We start from the raw sequence: 14,895 nt of genomic DNA on the forward strand, positions 1-14,895 counted from the left end.
TGTCGCTTACATCACGCCGTACTTGTGGAACCACTCGATCGCGCGCTTCCAGCCGTCCTCGGCATCGCCCTTCACGTAACTCGGCCGGTAATCCGCGAAGAACGCATGACCGGCATCCGGATAGACGACGATCTCCGATTGGCGCGCGAGCTTCGAATCGCTCGCCTGGATCGCCTTGCGCATGTTCGCGAGCGCCGCCTGCGTGATGTTCGAATCCTTCTCGCCGTACAGCCCGAGCACCGGCACCTTCAGCAACGACGCATGATCGACCGGATTGAACGGTGTCATCTCGTCGGTCTTGCCTTCGACGAACCCGTACCACGCGACGGCCGCCAGCACGTGCGGATTGTGCTCCGCATACAGCCACGCCTGGCGGCCGCCCCAGCAGAACCCCGTCACGCCGAGACGCGACAGGTCGCCGCCATTCTTGCCGGCCCACGCGACGGTCGCATCGAGATCCTCGGTGACCTGACGGTCCGGCACCTTGTTGACGATGTTGTCGACGAGCGCCTGGATGGTCGGATACTTCGACGCGTCGCCCTGGCGCGCGAACAGGTCGGGCGCGATCGCGAGATAGCCGAGCTTCGCGAAGCGACGGCAGACGTCGGCGATATGCGCATGCACGCCGAAGACTTCGTGGATCACGATGACGACCGGCAGGTTCGTCTTGCCGACCGGCTGCGCGCGATACGCGGGGATGCTCGCGTCGCCCGAGCGGATCTCGATGGTGTCGACGTCCAGCCCGGCGCTGTCGGTCGTGATCGTCTGCGCCGACACGGGCAGCACGGCCGCCGCGAAGGTGCCGCCCAGCGCGGCCTGCATGAACTTGCGGCGCGAGAACGGAACACGGGGAACCAGGCTGTCGACTTCGGGTTTCAACATGAATGCACTCCTCGATTGGGCGCCGCCGTCACGGTCATGGCTTGGACCTGACAGGGCATCGCGCCGGCGGACGGCGCGGATGTCGCGGCGGTTGACACTCCGCCGCAAGCGGAAACCCGCACAAGATGCCCAATAATCCGTTGTCACGTCAACTGTCAGATGTGTAAGACTCGATTACGAAGGCGTAATCCGGCGGCGTCCGTAACGGTATCGACAACCGCGATCCGGCCCGGCAAGTTCATCCGCGGCGCACATGCGGCAAACGCTTTCACGCGCTCGAATGCTGGCGGGTCGGGACGAAACGACGCGCAATAGAGATGCGCAATAAACAGGCCCGGCACGCGAACGCACGACCACCCTGCACTTGAAACGACAACGGGCAGGAAATGCGCGCGATGCGCATTCCCTGCCCGCCTGGCGCACGAACGTGCAGCCGCGTCAGTGCAGCTTGACGCGCGGCAGCGTCGTGCGGCGCAGCCAGTGCGCGACCGTATCGAGCATCATGCGCGGATAGCCGTGCAGCGCCGCGATGTGCAGCCGGTACAGCGACATGTACATGAAGCGCGCGAACAACCCTTCGATCAGCATGTTGCCGCCGATCAGCCCGCCCATCAGGTTGCCGACCGCGCTGAAATGACCGAGCGACACGAGCGATCCGAAATCGCGATACGTGAATTCCGGCAGCGAACGCCCGTCGAGCCGGCAGCCGATCGCCTTCAGCAGGAAGCTCGCCTGCTGGTGCGCCGCCTGCGCGCGCGGCGGCACGTTGCGCTCGTTGCCGGGCCACACGCAGGCCGCGCAATCGCCGAGCGCGAATACGTTGTCGTCGGTGAAGGTCTGCAGCGTGCGGCGCACGTCGAGCTGGCCGAGCTTGTTGACCTGCAGGCCGTCGAGATTCGACAGCACGGACGGCGCCTTGATGCCGGCCGCCCAGACCGTGAGATCCGCACGCACCGTCTTGCCGCTCGCGGTGTGCACGAAACCCGGCGCGACTTCGGTCACGCGCTCGGCGAGCATCAAGCGCACACCGAGCTTTTCGAGCAGCTCGGCCGTTGCCGTCGATACGCGCTCCTGCAGCGCGGGCAGAATCCGCGGCCCCGATTCGATCAGCACGATGCCGACGTCGTGCTGCGGGTCGAGCTTGTGCAGCCCGTAGACGGACAGCACCTGCGCGGTATTGCGCAGCTCGGCGGACAACTCGACGCCCGTCGCGCCGCCACCGACGATCACGACCTGGATGCGCGGTTCGGCCGCCGCCCCGGGCGCGGGCTGCGCCGGCGCCTGATGCTCGGCGCGCATGCACGCGGCGATCAGGCGCTTGCGGAAGCGCTCGGCCTCGCCGACCGTATCGAGCGCGATCGCGTTTTCGGCCGCGCCCTGCACGCCGAAGAAGTGCGTCGTGCTGCCGATCGCGATCACGAGCGTGTCGTATTCCAGGTCGCGTGCCGGCAGCAGCTCCGCGCCGTCGCTGTCGTTGACGGGCGACAGCGTGATGCGCTTCGCCGTGCGGTCGAGCGCGGTCAGCTCGCCCTGCTGAAACTCGAAGCCATGCCAACGCGCCTGCGCCGCGTATTCGAGCTCCTGCGTGAACGGGTCCATGCTGCCGGCCGCGACCTCGTGCAGCAACGGCTTCCAGATGTGGGTCGGATTGCGGTCGACGAGCGTGACGAGCGCACGTGCGGGACGATTGCCGCGCGCGCCGTAACGGTCGCCGAGCCGCGTCGCCAGTTCCAGGCCGCCTGCGCCGCCGCCTACGATGATGATCCGATGCATCTGATTCCCCCTTTGCGATTCGAAACTGCTGCCGCCGCACGAGGCAGACGCGATGCGTTCGCGCCGCCCGTTGGATTAACCGGTTCGGACATCATCGATGTGCAGTTCGAAACACTTCGATGCGTTCGATGCCGGAACACAGGGCGCGCTGCCCCCGCGACAATGACCTGACTGACTTGCATTGTCCGGGAGCTTGCGCGTTGACCACAAGCAAACCATCTCGATATTCAGCATCCCTGCAACAATATGCCGCGGGAAACGGGAATCGCACGGGGGTGCGTCAGTGTGCCTCTTCCCAGTTCGCGCCGGCGCCCACTTCGGCGACCAGCGGCACCTTCAGCTTCGCCACGCCGCACATCATTTCCGGCAGCTTCTCGCGCACGAGCGACAGTTCTGCGTCGGGCACCTCGAGCACCAGTTCGTCGTGCACCTGCATGATCATCCGTGACGCGAGCCGGTCGCGCGTGAGCCAGTCGTCCACCGCGATCATCGACAGCTTGATCAGGTCGGCCGCCGTGCCCTGCATCGGTGCGTTGATGGCGGCGCGCTCGGCGGCCTGACGGCGCGGGCCGTTGCCGCCGTTGATCTCCGGCAGCCACAGGCGGCGGCCGAAAACGGTTTCGACGTAGCCCTTCTCCTTCGCCACCGCGCGCGTGTTTTCCATGTACTGCGCGACGCCCGGGTAGCGCGCGAAATAGCGGTCGATGTAGAGCTTCGCCGCATCGCGCGTGATGCCGAGGTTCGACGCGAGGCCGAACGCGCTCATCCCGTAGATGAGCCCGAAGTTGATCACCTTCGCGATCCGGCGCTGGTCGGAATTGACCTCCAGCGGCGTCACGCCGAACACTTCGGCGGCGGTTGCGCGGTGGATGTCCTCGCCCTGCGAGAACGCGCGCAGCAGCGACGCGTCGCCGGAAATGTGCGCCATGATCCGCAGTTCGATCTGCGAATAGTCGGCCGACACGATGCGATGCCCCGGCGATGCGATGAACGCCTCGCGGATCCGCCGGCCTTCGGCCGTGCGCACCGGAATGTTCTGAAGATTGGGGTCGTTCGACGCGAGACGGCCCGTGACCGCGACCGCCTGCGCATAGTTCGTGTGCACGCGGCCCGTTGCGGGATTCACCATGCGCGGCAGCTTGTCGGTGTAGGTCGACTTCAGCTTCGACAGCCCGCGATGCTCGAGCAGCAGCTTCGGCAGCGGGTAATCCTCGGCGAGCTTCTGCAGCACTTCCTCGTCGGTCGACGGCGCGCCGCTCGGCGTCTTCTTCACGACCGGCAACTGCAGCTTCTCGAAGAAGATCTGCCCGATCTGCTTCGGCGAGCCGAGATTGAACTCGCCGCCCGCCAGTTCGTACGCCTGGCCCTCGAGCTCGATGAGCCGCGTCGCGATCTCGCTGCTTTGCGCCTGCAGGCGTGCGTCGTCGATCAGCACGCCGGTGCGCTCCATCTTGCGCAGCACGAGCGACACCGGCATCTCGATCTCGCGATACACGCGCTCGAGGCCCGCCTCGCGCGCGACCTGCGGATACAGCGCCTGATGCAGCTGCAGCGTGATGTCCGCATCCTCGGCCGCATACGCCGCGGCCTGCTCGAGCGCCACTTCGTCGAAGCCGATCTGCTTCGCGCCCTTGCCGGCCACGTCTTCGTACTTGATCGTCTTGACGCCCAGATGACGCAGCGCGAGGCTGTCCATGTCGTGCGTGCGGTGCGATTCGAGCACGTACGATTCGAGCAGCGTGTCGTGCTCGATGCCGTTCAGCGCGATGTCGTAGTTCGCGAGCACCTGCGCGTCGTACTTCAGGTGCTGGCCGACCTTCTTGCGGTCGGCCGATTCGAGCCACGGCTTCAGGCGCGCGAGCACGTCGTCGATCGGCAGCTGCTCGGGCAGGTCGGGACCGCGATGCGCGACCGGAAGATACGCGGCCTTGCCCGGCTCGACCGAGAACGACAGGCCGACGAGCCGCGCGGTCATCGGGTCGAGCGACGTGGTTTCGGTGTCGAACGCGGTCAGCGCGGCCGCGTCGATCTTCGCGAACCATGCGTCGAACTGCTCCCAGGTCTGGATCGTGTCGTACTCGCGGACGATGTCTGCGGCCACCACCGGGGCGGGGTCACCTTCCGGCGCATCGGCGCCGCCGCCTTCGGCGGGTGCGCTGTCGACTTCGCGCAGCCACGTCTTGAAGCCGTAGCGCGCGAAGATGTCGCGCAGCAGGTCGCGTGCTTCGCCGTCGCTCTTCAGCGACGCTTCGATCGATTCGAGATGCGGCGCGAGATCGCAGGCCGTGTCGACGGTCACAAGCTTGCGGCCGAGCGGCAGGAAGTCGAGCGCACGACGCAGGTTGTCGCCGACCACCCCCTTGATCTCGCCTGCGTGTTCGATCACGCCGTCGAGGCTGTCGTATTGCGACAGCCACTTCACGGCCGTCTTCGGCCCGCACTTCTCGACGCCGGGCACGTTGTCGACGGTGTCGCCGATCAGCGCGAGGTAGTCGATGATCCGCTCGGGCGGCACGCCGAACTTCGCGACCACGCCGTCGCGATCGAGCGTCTCGTTGGTCATCGTGTTGACGAGCGTGACGTGATCGGTGACGAGTTGCGCGAGGTCCTTGTCGCCGGTCGATACGATCACGTTCATCCCGTGCCGTTCGGCTTCGCGTGCGAGCGTGCCGATCACGTCGTCGGCCTCGACGCCCTCGACCATCAGCAGCGGCCAGCCGAGCGCGCGCACGGCGCCGTGAATCGGTTCGACCTGCAATGCAAGATCGGGCGGCATGGACGGACGGTTTGCCTTATAGTCGGCATAAAGGTCGTCGCGGAACGTCTTGCCCTTTGCATCGAACACGCAAGCGCTATACTCTGCACTGACTTCCTTGCGCATACGACGCAGCATGTTGATGATTCCGTAGAGCGCTCCGGTCGGCTCCCCGCCAGGGCCACGCAAATCAGGCATCGCATGGTAAGCCCGATACAGATAGCTCGAACCGTCAACCAATAGCAGGGTCTTACCTTCCAGATTTCGTTCTTCAGGCATTATGAACAAGAGAAAAGTGATTCCGAGTCTGCGTTCGCTCGCAGATCAAGAACGCGCGACGGCCAAGAAGGCGCGCGCATCGTGGCAGATGTTCACGATTATGGCAGAGTTTATCGAGGCGACCGAGTACCTGTCGGAGATCCGCCCGGCCGTCAGCATCTACGGTTCTGCCCGTCTGAAGCCCGATACGCCGCACTACAAGTTGGCCGTGCAGATCGCGCGCAAGCTGTCCGACGCCGGCTTCGCGGTGATCTCCGGCGGCGGCCCCGGCATCATGGAAGCCGCGAACAAGGGCGCGCACGCCGGCAAGGCGCCGTCGGTCGGCCTGAACATCGAGCTGCCGCACGAGCAGGCCGGCAACCACTACCAGGACATCTCGCTGCGCTTCCGCCACTTCTTCACGCGCAAGGTCACGTTCGTGAAGAACTCCGACGCGGTGATCGTGATGCCGGGCGGCTTCGGCACGCTCGACGAACTGTCCGAAGTGCTCACGCTGATCCAGACGAAGAAGTCGCGCCTCGTGCCGATCATTCTCGTCGGCAGCACGTTCTGGCAGGGGCTGCTGCAATGGTTCCGCGACCAGTTGATCCCGAACGGCCTCATCAATCCGGAAGACATGGACCTGATGCAGGTGATCGACGATCCCGACCAGGTGCTCGACGCCGTGCTCGCGTTCTACGAGGACAGCGGCGAGGAAGAAGGCGCGGACGGCGACGATCATCCGCCGCGGCCCGAAGAAGACCGCATGTTCTATCTGTAATTCGATCGGCTCGATGGCCGGCCTTCACGGCCGGCATCCCGCTTCCCGCGCGGCAGGCATGGCGATTCCGCCACCTGCCGCGCGTCATTTTGTAACGCCGCGTTAATCCCGCAACGCAGCCGCGCACCGTCGAATGTCAAATTCGGGCGGCCGGTGCCGCACAACGCATTCGACGCGTGCCACGCCCGCGACCGACCATTGTCAAATCACGCTGCCGGCCATCGGTCCAGCCGGCCGGCCTGACGTCAATCTGCCGTAACAAATGCCGCTCGCATTTTCCGTGCGGCGCCCGCACACTGCCTCTTGTCGGCGTGGCGTCCCCCCGGTGGAACGATCCCCCCTCGCGTCCATCGCGTCGCGCCGGCCTTTTGACAACGACATCACGGAAAACAACATGAAACGTTCGCTGATCGCCCTCGCCTTCGCCGGCCTCGGTGTTTCGCTGTCCGGCCTCGCCCACGCCGTCAACGTCGACGTCAACATCGGCACGCCCGCGCCGGTCGTCGTCGCGCCCGCGCCTGTCGTGGTCGCACCGGCGCCCGCGGTCATCGTCGGCTGGCACGGCGATCGTTACTGGGACGGCCGCCGCTACTGGGAACGCCGCGAGTGGGAAGATCACGAGCGCCATCATGGTCACGGCGGCTACCACTGCCCGCCGGGACACGCGAAGAAGGGCGAGTGCTGAGCATCCGAGCGCGGGTTCGATCGGGCTCGCGCACTGCAGGACAAAGAACAAGGCCGCACGGGAACGAAAGTTCGCGTGCGGCCTTTGTCGTTACGCCCGCGGCTTGCGCGGCGTTCACATCACTGAAACGCCACTTCCGCGAAGCTCCGCAGCTTCCGGCTATGCAGCTTGTCGAGCCCGTTCGTGCGCAGGATCTCCATCGCCTTCACGCCGATCTGCAGATGCTGGTCGACCTGCCCGCGATAGAACGTGTCGGCCATGCCCGGCAGCTTCAGCTCGCCGTGCAGCGGCTTGTCGGACACGCACAGCAGCGTGCCGTACGGCACGCGGAACCGGAACCCGTTCGCGGCGATCGTCGCGCTTTCCATGTCGAGCGCGATCGCACGGCTCTGCGACAGCCGCTGCACGGGTTCGCGGTGATCGCGCAGCTCCCAGTTGCGGTTGTCGACGCTCGCGACCGTGCCCGTGCGCATCACGCGCTTCAGTTCGGCGCCTTCGAGACGGGTGACCTCGGCCACGCCGCGCTCGAGCGCGAGCTGCACTTCGGCGAGCGCCGGGATCGGCACCCACAGCGGCAGGTCCGCATCCAGCACGTGATCCTCGCGCACGTAACCGTGCGCGAGCACGTAGTCGCCGAGGCGCTGCGTGTTGCGCAGGCCGGCGCAGTGGCCGAGCATCACCCACGCGTGCGGACGCAGCACCGCGATGTGATCGGTGATCGTCTTCGCGTTCGACGGGCCGACACCGATGTTGACCATCGTGATCCCGCTGCCGTCCGCGCGCTTCAGGTGATACGCGGGCATCTGCGGCAGCCGCGGCGGTGCGGCGCCCTCGGCCGGCTCGCTGCCGAGGTTCGCGTTGTACGTGATGACGTCGCCCGGCTCGACGAACGCGCTGTACTGGCTGCGGTACGCGCGCACCTCGGGATCGTCGCTTTCCGTCATCATCGTGCGGCCGAGCTTCACGAATTCGTCGATGTAGAACTGGTAGTTCGTGTAGAGCACGTAGTTCTGGAAGTGCGTGGGCGACGTCGCCGTGTAGTGACGCAGCCGGTGCAGCGAGAAGTCGACGCGCGCGGCGGTGAACAGCGCAAGCGGATGCGGCTCGCCGGGCGCCGGCTCGAACGTGCCGTTGACGATGCGGTCGTCGAGGTACGACAGGTCGGGCGTGTCGAAGATGTCGCGCATCGCGAGCAGGCGGTCGCGGTCGAGCTCGCCTTCGAGGTGGATGCCTTCGGGAAACGCGAAGTGAACCGGAATCGGCTGCGACGAGACGCCGATCTCGATCTTCACATGGTGGTTCTTCGACAGCAGGCGCAGTTGCTCGCGATAGTAGTTCGCGAACAGGTCGGGGCGCGTGACGGTCGTCTCGAACACGCCCGGACCCGCGACGAAACCGTACGAACGGCGCGAATCGACGTGCGTGTTGACGTCGGTACGAATCCGCACGAACGGATAGCACGCACGCACGTGCTCGGTGATCGGTTCGTGGCGGCGATAACGCGCGAAGGCATCGCGCAGGAAGCCCGTGTTGGTGTCGTAGATGGCCGACAGCCGCGCGACGGCGGCGACGGAATCGTCGAATGCTTCGACGGGCGGACTCTCGGGCGTCAGCACCCGATGCCGGCGGCTCAAATCGTTCTTCATTTTCATCACCTCGTCTGATCGGACGACATTACCACGGAACCCGGTCACGCTCATGGCCGCCCGCTTGCACGCCGCTTGCACGCGAGGGCCGGGCCGCGCGCAGTATTTGCTAAAATCGGAAGGTTCACTGGAGACTCATCATGAAGCCGCTCATTCTCGTCGCCGCTGCCGCCGTGTTCGCGGGCACGTTTGCCGCTGCCGGCGCCGCTTACGCCGCCGGCGGCACGCCCGACGCCGACGCGCAGGCCCGGGCCGAGGCCAACGAGGCCGCCGGCCTGCCCGATCTCCGCAAGATCAACCGGCCGGGCGCCGAAGTCACGTCGAAAGTCGACTTCGCCGACATCCGCCGCACGCCGAGCTTCCATGCCAAGAGCAAGAGCGGCACCGAGGTCACCGAGTATCGCGATCGCGGCAAGCCGGTCGAGATCGACGTGAAGTCGAACTTCGGCACGCGCTACCAGATGAGCTCGACGCTCGACACGTCGCCGAAGCCGCACGACGCGGGCGTCCCGATCACGCGCCTGCCGTCGGTCAACCTGCGCTACTGATTTCCTGCCGCGCCGCGTCGGTCCCGACGCGGCGCGCCGGCATTCCCTTCACCTCCTGTCGCGCCGCACGCCGCGCGCGTGCCGACAACTGACCAGACGCATCTCGCATGGCCGTTTTCACCGCTGTTTCCGACTCCGATCTCGCGCAATGGATGCGCCACTACGAACTGGGCGACGTGCTGGCGTTCCGCGGCATTCCGTCCGGCATCGAGAACAGCAACTTCTTCCTGACGACGACGCGCGGCGAATACGTCCTGACGATCTTCGAAAAGCTGACGGCGGAACAGCTGCCGTTCTACCTCGACCTGATGCGCCATCTGGCGAGCCACGGCGTGCCGGTGCCGGATCCGGTCCCGCGCGACGACGGCGCACTGTTCGGCGAGCTGCACGGCAAGCCGGCGGCGATCGTCACGAAGCTCGACGGCGCCGCCGAACTCGCGCCGGGGGTCGAACACTGCATCGAGGTCGGGCAGATGCTCGCGCGCCTGCACCTCGCGGGGCGCGACTATGCGCGTCACCAGCCGAACCTGCGCAGCCTGCCGTGGTGGCAGGAGAACGTGCCGGCGATCGTCCCGTTCGTTTCCGACGCGCAGCGCACGCTGCTCGAGGACGAACTCGCGCACCAGGCCGCGTTCTTCTCGTCGGACGACTACGCGGCGCTGCCGGGCGGCCCGTGCCACTGCGACCTGTTCCGCGACAACGTGCTGTTCGCGCACGCGGCGCCCGGCACCGGTCATGACGTACGGCTCGGCGGCTTCTTCGATTTCTATTTCGCGGGCTGCGACAAATGGCTGTTCGACGTCGCGGTCACCGTCAACGACTGGTGCGTCGACCTCGCGACGGGCGTGCTCGACGTCGCGCGCGCCGATGCGCTGGTGCGCGCCTACCAGACGGTCCGGCCGTTCACGGCCGAGGAGCGCCGCCACTGGAGCGACATGCTGCGCGCGGGCGCGTACCGCTTCTGGGTGTCGCGCCTGTACGACTTCTACCTGCCGCGCGCGGCCGAAATGCTCAAACCGCACGATCCCGGTCATTTCGAACGCATCCTGCGTGAGCGTATCGCCCACACGCCCGCGCTTCCCGAGACCCATACCGCATGCAACTGATCGAAGTGCCCGCGAAAGCGGGCTATGTCTGGTTCCGTCAAGGCATCTGGCTGTTCCGCCGGAACCCGCTCGCGTTCATCACGCTGTTTTTCACGTACCTGCTGGCGATCACGCTGGTGTCGATGGTGCCGGTGATCGGCGCGGCGCTGCCGCTGCTGTTCATCCCCGGCATCGCGGTCGGCTTCATGGCCGCATGCCGCGACACGGTGGCCGGCAAGCCGGTGATGCCGACGATCCTCATCGACGGCTTCCGCTCGTACGGCACCGCGACGACGCAGCGGCTGCTCGTGCTCGGCGTGGTCTATGTCGCGCTGATGGTGCTGGTGTTCGCCGCGTCGTCCCTCGTGGACGGCGGTGGGCTGCTCCAGATGATGCTCGGCGCCACGAACGAAGCGAGTCCGACGCCGGAAACGCTCGCCGCGCAAGGCACGCTCGGCGCGCTGCTGCTGGCGACGCTGCTCTACGCGCCGGTCGCGATGCTGTTCTGGTTCGCGCCGGTGCTCACTGCGTGGCACGACATTCCGCCCGCCAAGGCGCTGTTCTTCAGCATCGTCAGCTGCTGGCGCAATCGCGGCGCATTCGTCGTGTACGGGCTGCTGTGGTTCGGCGTCGCGCTCGGCACGTCGTTCGGCCTGTCGCTGCTGCTGCAGGCGCTCGGCGCCGGCGCCTATGTGCTGACGATCATGATGCCGGTGACGATCCTCATCGTCACGATGATGTACTGCTCGTTCTACGCGACCTATCGCGGCTGCTTCGGCGTGCAGGAACCGGGCGCGGCGACGCCCACCACCGGCCGCTGACGCCGTTCGGCCGGCGCCCGCCGCCGGCCGTCCATCCCCCTCCCGGCCAGCCCGGCGCGGGTCCTCCGCGCCACGCCCCACCCCTGTTCAACCGAATCTTTTGCGCGCAAAATAATTTGCGTACAAATCGTTAGCGCGTCCGCCGCGCCGCCCGAATCATGGACCGCCTGCCCCCGCTGCCCCAGACGCTCGACGAGCAACTGTGCTTCGCGCTCTACTCGACATCGCATGCGATGACGAAGGCGTACAAACCGCTGCTCGACAAGCTGTCGCTGACCTATCCCCAATATCTGGCGATGCTCGTGCTGTGGGAGCGCGACGACATCGCCGTAAAGGACATCGCCGCCCGCCTCGACCTCGATCCGGCCACCGTCACGCCGCTGCTGAAGCGGCTCGAGGCGCTCGGCTACGTCGAACGCGTGCGCAGCGTCACCGACGAGCGCATCGTCAACGTGCGCTTGACAACGGAAGGCCGCGCGCTGAAGGACAAGGCGCGCTCGGTGCCCGCCGATCTCTTTTGCGCGATGCAGCAAACGCCCGAGTTCCTGGTCAGGCTGCGCGCGGATCTCCAGCAGTTGCGCCACGCGCTGTCGGCCGCGAACGAAGGCTGACGAACCCGCGATCGCAAACGGCCCGGCACTGCCGGGCCTTTTCTTCAAAATTTCATTTGCACACAAATCATTTGTGTTCTATATTTTCCTCGTGGCCGGCGACACCCGTCCGACCGGACCGCTTCCTCCCATTCTTCCGACAGGAGCTGCACCATGAACATTCTGTACAAGACCAGCGCCACGAGCACGGGCGGCCGCGACGGCCGCGCGGTATCCGCCGACAACAGGCTGGAAGTGAAGCTGGCCGCGCCGCGCGAACTCGGCGGCACGGGCGCGGAGGGCACGAACCCGGAACAGCTGTTTGCCGCAGGTTACTCGGCCTGTTTCCTCAGCGCGATGAAATTCGTCGCGGGCCAGAACAAGCAGACGCTGCCGGCCGACACGCAAGTGACCGCGGAAGTGGGCATCGGCCCGAACGACGCAGGCGGCTTCGGGCTCGACATCGAACTGCGCGTGTCGCTGCCGGGGCTCGACAAGGCCGATGCACAGGCGCTGGTCGACAAGGCGCACCACGTGTGCCCGTACTCGAACGCGACCCGCAACAACGTGCCGGTGCGCCTGACGGTCGTCTGACGCGACGCACGACGTCGAATGCAAAAAGGGCGTGTGCGGCTGCTTGCCGCACACGCCCTTTTGCGTGATTCGCCGGACCGGCTGACATGCCGGCCCCCGCTGCGCTGCTTAACGCGAGCCGAACGAGAACGGACGGTTCATCGCCGCTTCGCGATCGATCTTGCGCATGCGGAATTCGAGATCGTAGATGTCGGTTGCTTCGGAAAGGTACGCGTCGGCGCGCTCTTTCGCGGCCTTTTCAGCGTTCTTGGTCAGCATCAGGAAGAGGTGGCTCAGCAGGTACATGGTCGATCTCGCAATCCAGAGGTTCTTTGACTAGGGTTTTCCCGAATTATAGGGAAAACCCTAGCCTTTGGCCAGCATCGATCGGAAGGTGCGTCGTCAGGTCGCCACAGTGCGGCGATTCTCTTCGAAAAAGGTCCAGATCATTGCGCTCGCATCGGGGCCGACCGCCGCGTGGAACGGCACCGCCTCGTCGCCGCCCGACCATGCATGATCGAGCCCTTTCACGTGACAGAGCCGCACGATCGACTCGCCGTCGCGACGCACGTCGGTGATCTGCGCGCCGGCCTCGCGCGTCTCCACCCGCTCGCCGCCGCGCAGTGCGCCGCGGCTGTCCGCGAGCCCGTTCAGGCGCATGAACTGCACCGTCAGCTGGTCCGCATTCTTCGGCGCGACGACATGGTCGCCGTCGCCCTGCACGATCAGCACGGGCATGCCCGGATATGCCCCGGTGTCGACCAGCGTGTCGACCACCGCAGCCGGGTTCTGCCGCAGGCCGCGCCGCATCACGTCCATCGCGCTGATCCCGGAATTCGCCTCGCCGAGCGCGGGGCCCGAATGCAGCGCGACCGCCGCGAAGCGGTCCGGGTGATGCAGTGCGAGCAGCGCCGCCAGGCCCGCGCCGGCCGACAGCCCGGCGACGTAGACGCGCGATGCATCGAAGCCGTGCTCGTCGACGAGCGCATCGACGAGCGACACGACCGCATCCGCCTCGCCGCGGCCCGCGCGGTCGGTGTCTTCATACCAGTGCCAGCAGCCGTGCGCATGCGCCCGCAGCGACTGCTCCGGATACAGCACCGCGAAACCGTACTTGTCGGCCAGCAGGTTCATCCGGGTGCCCTGCGCGAACTCGTCGACCGATTGCTGGCAGCCGTGCAGCATCACGACCAGCGGTATCGCGCCGCGCCGCCGGCCAGGCGGAACGTACAGGCCGTAAGCGAGCTGCTGGACCAGGCGGCCCAGCGCGGGCGCCATCGGATGCTCGCCGCGCGTCCACTCGCCGGCCGCCCAGGCGGCCGCGCGCGGCCGCACGCGCGACTCGCGTGGCGGGGACAGATCGGTTGCGGCGGGCGATGCGGCGGCCTCGAGCGTATCGCGCGCGATCCGCTGGGCCTCGCGCGCCGCGCGTTTGGCGGCCGGAGACAGCATTCGTTTCATGCCGCCTAGCCATACCTTCGTCAGACTTTTGGTCATCAATCGGGCTCGCAGTCAGGAAAAATAGGGATACGACACGGGGTGCATCATTCGACTTTGTGCAATGCACCATAACATTGTTTCTGGGATTTTTCCTGCGCGCGGAGAGTTCCCCTCGGCGCAAAAAACGGGCCTCGAACACACGCGGCGCTATACTGGGGTTTGGCCGCTTGTATCCGTTGTAGTCGTTCTTCCCGGCTCGCGCGTTGATTTAAGCATTCGTCCCGCCCCTGCTCGTTCCCCTCCCGATGTTCGACCTGCCCTCTCACCTGTGGATCACGATCACCGCGTTCGGTGGCGCCGGCCTGACCTTGCCGCTCGCGATCACGATCGCCGTATGGCTCGCGCTCGGCTACTCGTGGCAGCGCGCGGCCGCGTGGCTCGGCGTGCTCGCGGCCGCGATCGGGGTCGTCGCGCTCACGAAGATCGCCTTCCTCGGCTGGGGCATCGGCATCCGCGCGTGGGACTTCACGGGATTCAGCGGCCACGCGATGCTGTCGACGTCGGTCTATCCCGTCGCGATCTTCCTCGCGCTGATCCGCACGCGCACGCCGGTGCGGATCGCCGGCATCGCGCTCGGCCTCGCGGCCGGCATCGCGGTCGGCGTGTCGCGCGTCGCGCTTGACGCGCATTCGCCGTCCGAATCGATCACCGGCTGCATCGTCGGCGCGATCGCCGCGCTGGCGTTCATCGCCGGCTCGTGGCACGCGGTGCCGCACCGCTGGTCGGTGGCGGCGGTCGTCGCGAGCCTCGCGCTCGTCACCGTCGCACTGCACGGCATCACGGTGCCGTCGCACCGCTGGGTCACCAGGGTCGCGCTGGAGCTGTCGGGGCACGAGCGGCCGTTCGTCCGCGCCCGCTGGAAAGCGAATCCGAACTACCGGCCGGCATCGCAGCCGTCGTCGCTGCAGCGCACCGATTCGTCGCAGCCGCTGCTGCACGCGTGACGGGCCGCACGCACGTCATCCGGTCGCCTTTCAAGTCTGAAGATCGTCATGCGC

General features: G+C 66.6%; 14 protein-coding genes. 8 read left to right on the forward strand and 6 right to left on the reverse strand.

Features of this window, described 5'->3' with window-relative positions; genetic code table 11:
* Positions 1 to 6: 6 nt before the first annotated feature.
* The 3 genes from U5A56_RS31145 to polA form a co-directional block, all read right to left on the reverse strand.
* Complete coding sequence (locus U5A56_RS31145) at positions 7 to 882, reverse strand: dienelactone hydrolase family protein (protein WP_321926322.1); 876 nt, start codon at positions 880 to 882, stop codon at positions 7 to 9.
* A gap of 438 nt (positions 883 to 1,320) precedes the next feature.
* Positions 1,321 to 2,655: an NAD(P)/FAD-dependent oxidoreductase gene (locus U5A56_RS31150; RefSeq protein ID WP_044845266.1), complete on the reverse strand. Its 1,335-nt coding sequence runs from the start codon at positions 2,653 to 2,655 to the stop codon at positions 1,321 to 1,323.
* A 280-nt stretch (positions 2,656 to 2,935) separates the two neighbouring features.
* Positions 2,936 to 5,689, reverse strand: a complete 2,754-nt coding sequence (polA, locus tag U5A56_RS31155) for a DNA polymerase I (protein WP_124523276.1) — start codon at positions 5,687 to 5,689, stop codon at positions 2,936 to 2,938.
* Between the two features lies 1 nt (position 5,690).
* On the opposite strand from polA, the gene U5A56_RS31160 reads away from it, so the two are divergent.
* Positions 5,691 to 6,449, forward strand: coding sequence for a TIGR00730 family Rossman fold protein (locus U5A56_RS31160; protein ID WP_044845264.1), 759 nt, complete (start codon positions 5,691 to 5,693; stop codon positions 6,447 to 6,449).
* 394 nt (positions 6,450 to 6,843) lie between these two features.
* Positions 6,844 to 7,134 (forward strand): hypothetical protein, encoded by a 291-nt coding sequence (locus U5A56_RS31165; protein WP_044845263.1) that lies wholly within the window; start codon positions 6,844 to 6,846, stop codon positions 7,132 to 7,134.
* Positions 7,135 to 7,253: 119 nt separating this feature from the next.
* Here U5A56_RS31165 and U5A56_RS31170 read toward each other — a convergent pair whose 3' ends face one another.
* Positions 7,254 to 8,780, reverse strand: a complete 1,527-nt coding sequence (locus tag U5A56_RS31170) for an AMP nucleosidase (protein WP_044845316.1) — start codon at positions 8,778 to 8,780, stop codon at positions 7,254 to 7,256.
* A gap of 140 nt (positions 8,781 to 8,920) precedes the next feature.
* Here U5A56_RS31170 and U5A56_RS31175 point away from each other — a divergent pair, with 140 nt between their 5' ends.
* The 5 genes from U5A56_RS31175 (at position 8,921) to U5A56_RS31195 (ending at position 12,418) form a co-directional block, all read left to right on the forward strand.
* Positions 8,921 to 9,328, forward strand: coding sequence for a hypothetical protein (locus U5A56_RS31175; RefSeq protein WP_044845262.1), 408 nt, complete (start codon positions 8,921 to 8,923; stop codon positions 9,326 to 9,328).
* Positions 9,329 to 9,435: 107 nt separating this feature from the next.
* Positions 9,436 to 10,434: a homoserine kinase gene (locus U5A56_RS31180; RefSeq protein WP_321926326.1), complete on the forward strand. Its 999-nt coding sequence runs from the start codon at positions 9,436 to 9,438 to the stop codon at positions 10,432 to 10,434.
* Positions 10,425 to 11,234: a BPSS1780 family membrane protein gene (locus U5A56_RS31185; RefSeq protein ID WP_124486434.1), complete on the forward strand. Its 810-nt coding sequence runs from the start codon at positions 10,425 to 10,427 to the stop codon at positions 11,232 to 11,234. The genes U5A56_RS31180 and U5A56_RS31185 overlap by 10 nt, the downstream gene beginning before the upstream one ends.
* Positions 11,235 to 11,392: 158 nt before the next feature.
* On the forward strand, positions 11,393 to 11,845 hold the full coding sequence (locus tag U5A56_RS31190) for a MarR family winged helix-turn-helix transcriptional regulator (RefSeq protein WP_044845259.1): 453 nt from the start codon (positions 11,393 to 11,395) through the stop codon (positions 11,843 to 11,845).
* A 153-nt stretch (positions 11,846 to 11,998) separates the two neighbouring features.
* On the forward strand, positions 11,999 to 12,418 hold the full coding sequence (locus U5A56_RS31195; RefSeq protein WP_040139352.1) for an organic hydroperoxide resistance protein: 420 nt from the start codon (positions 11,999 to 12,001) through the stop codon (positions 12,416 to 12,418).
* A gap of 108 nt (positions 12,419 to 12,526) precedes the next feature.
* On the opposite strand, the gene U5A56_RS31200 is transcribed toward U5A56_RS31195, so the two are convergent.
* Together U5A56_RS31200 and U5A56_RS31205 are read right to left on the reverse strand one after the other, a co-directional pair.
* Positions 12,527 to 12,703: a DUF3563 family protein gene (locus U5A56_RS31200; RefSeq protein WP_006753395.1), complete on the reverse strand. Its 177-nt coding sequence runs from the start codon at positions 12,701 to 12,703 to the stop codon at positions 12,527 to 12,529.
* Positions 12,704 to 12,799: 96 nt separating this feature from the next.
* The gene (locus tag U5A56_RS31205) at positions 12,800 to 13,894 is read right to left on the reverse strand and encodes a PHB depolymerase family esterase (protein ID WP_321926328.1); all 1,095 of its coding nucleotides are present in this window, start codon (positions 13,892 to 13,894) and stop codon (positions 12,800 to 12,802) included.
* Positions 13,895 to 14,142: 248 nt separating this feature from the next.
* Here U5A56_RS31205 and U5A56_RS31210 point away from each other — a divergent pair, with 248 nt between their 5' ends.
* Positions 14,143 to 14,841 carry a phosphatase PAP2 family protein gene (locus U5A56_RS31210; RefSeq protein WP_044845257.1) on the forward strand — a complete coding sequence of 233 codons (699 nt, stop codon included), beginning with the start codon at positions 14,143 to 14,145 and terminating at the stop codon, positions 14,839 to 14,841.
* Positions 14,842 to 14,895 lie beyond the last annotated feature (54 nt).

Source organism: Burkholderia sp. BCC1998, from assembly GCF_905339875.1.
Classification (GTDB): domain Bacteria; phylum Pseudomonadota; class Gammaproteobacteria; order Burkholderiales; family Burkholderiaceae; genus Burkholderia.

Coding starts and splice junctions, on each gene's coding strand:
- U5A56_RS31145 (WP_321926322.1), bottom strand. CDS start 882: ATGTTGAAACCCGAAGTCGACAGCCTGGTTCCCCGTGTTCCGTTCTCG.
- U5A56_RS31150 (WP_044845266.1), bottom strand. CDS start 2,655: ATGCATCGGATCATCATCGTAGGCGGCGGCGCAGGCGGCCTGGAACTG.
- polA (WP_124523276.1), bottom strand. CDS start 5,689: ATGCCTGAAGAACGAAATCTGGAAGGTAAGACCCTGCTATTGGTTGAC.
- U5A56_RS31160 (WP_044845264.1), top strand. CDS start 5,691: ATGAACAAGAGAAAAGTGATTCCGAGTCTGCGTTCGCTCGCAGATCAA.
- U5A56_RS31165 (WP_044845263.1), top strand. CDS start 6,844: ATGAAACGTTCGCTGATCGCCCTCGCCTTCGCCGGCCTCGGTGTTTCG.
- U5A56_RS31170 (WP_044845316.1), bottom strand. CDS start 8,780: ATGAAGAACGATTTGAGCCGCCGGCATCGGGTGCTGACGCCCGAGAGT.
- U5A56_RS31175 (WP_044845262.1), top strand. CDS start 8,921: ATGAAGCCGCTCATTCTCGTCGCCGCTGCCGCCGTGTTCGCGGGCACG.
- U5A56_RS31180 (WP_321926326.1), top strand. CDS start 9,436: ATGGCCGTTTTCACCGCTGTTTCCGACTCCGATCTCGCGCAATGGATG.
- U5A56_RS31185 (WP_124486434.1), top strand. CDS start 10,425: ATGCAACTGATCGAAGTGCCCGCGAAAGCGGGCTATGTCTGGTTCCGT.
- U5A56_RS31190 (WP_044845259.1), top strand. CDS start 11,393: ATGGACCGCCTGCCCCCGCTGCCCCAGACGCTCGACGAGCAACTGTGC.
- U5A56_RS31195 (WP_040139352.1), top strand. CDS start 11,999: ATGAACATTCTGTACAAGACCAGCGCCACGAGCACGGGCGGCCGCGAC.
- U5A56_RS31200 (WP_006753395.1), bottom strand. CDS start 12,703: ATGTACCTGCTGAGCCACCTCTTCCTGATGCTGACCAAGAACGCTGAA.
- U5A56_RS31205 (WP_321926328.1), bottom strand. CDS start 13,894: ATGACCAAAAGTCTGACGAAGGTATGGCTAGGCGGCATGAAACGAATG.
- U5A56_RS31210 (WP_044845257.1), top strand. CDS start 14,143: ATGTTCGACCTGCCCTCTCACCTGTGGATCACGATCACCGCGTTCGGT.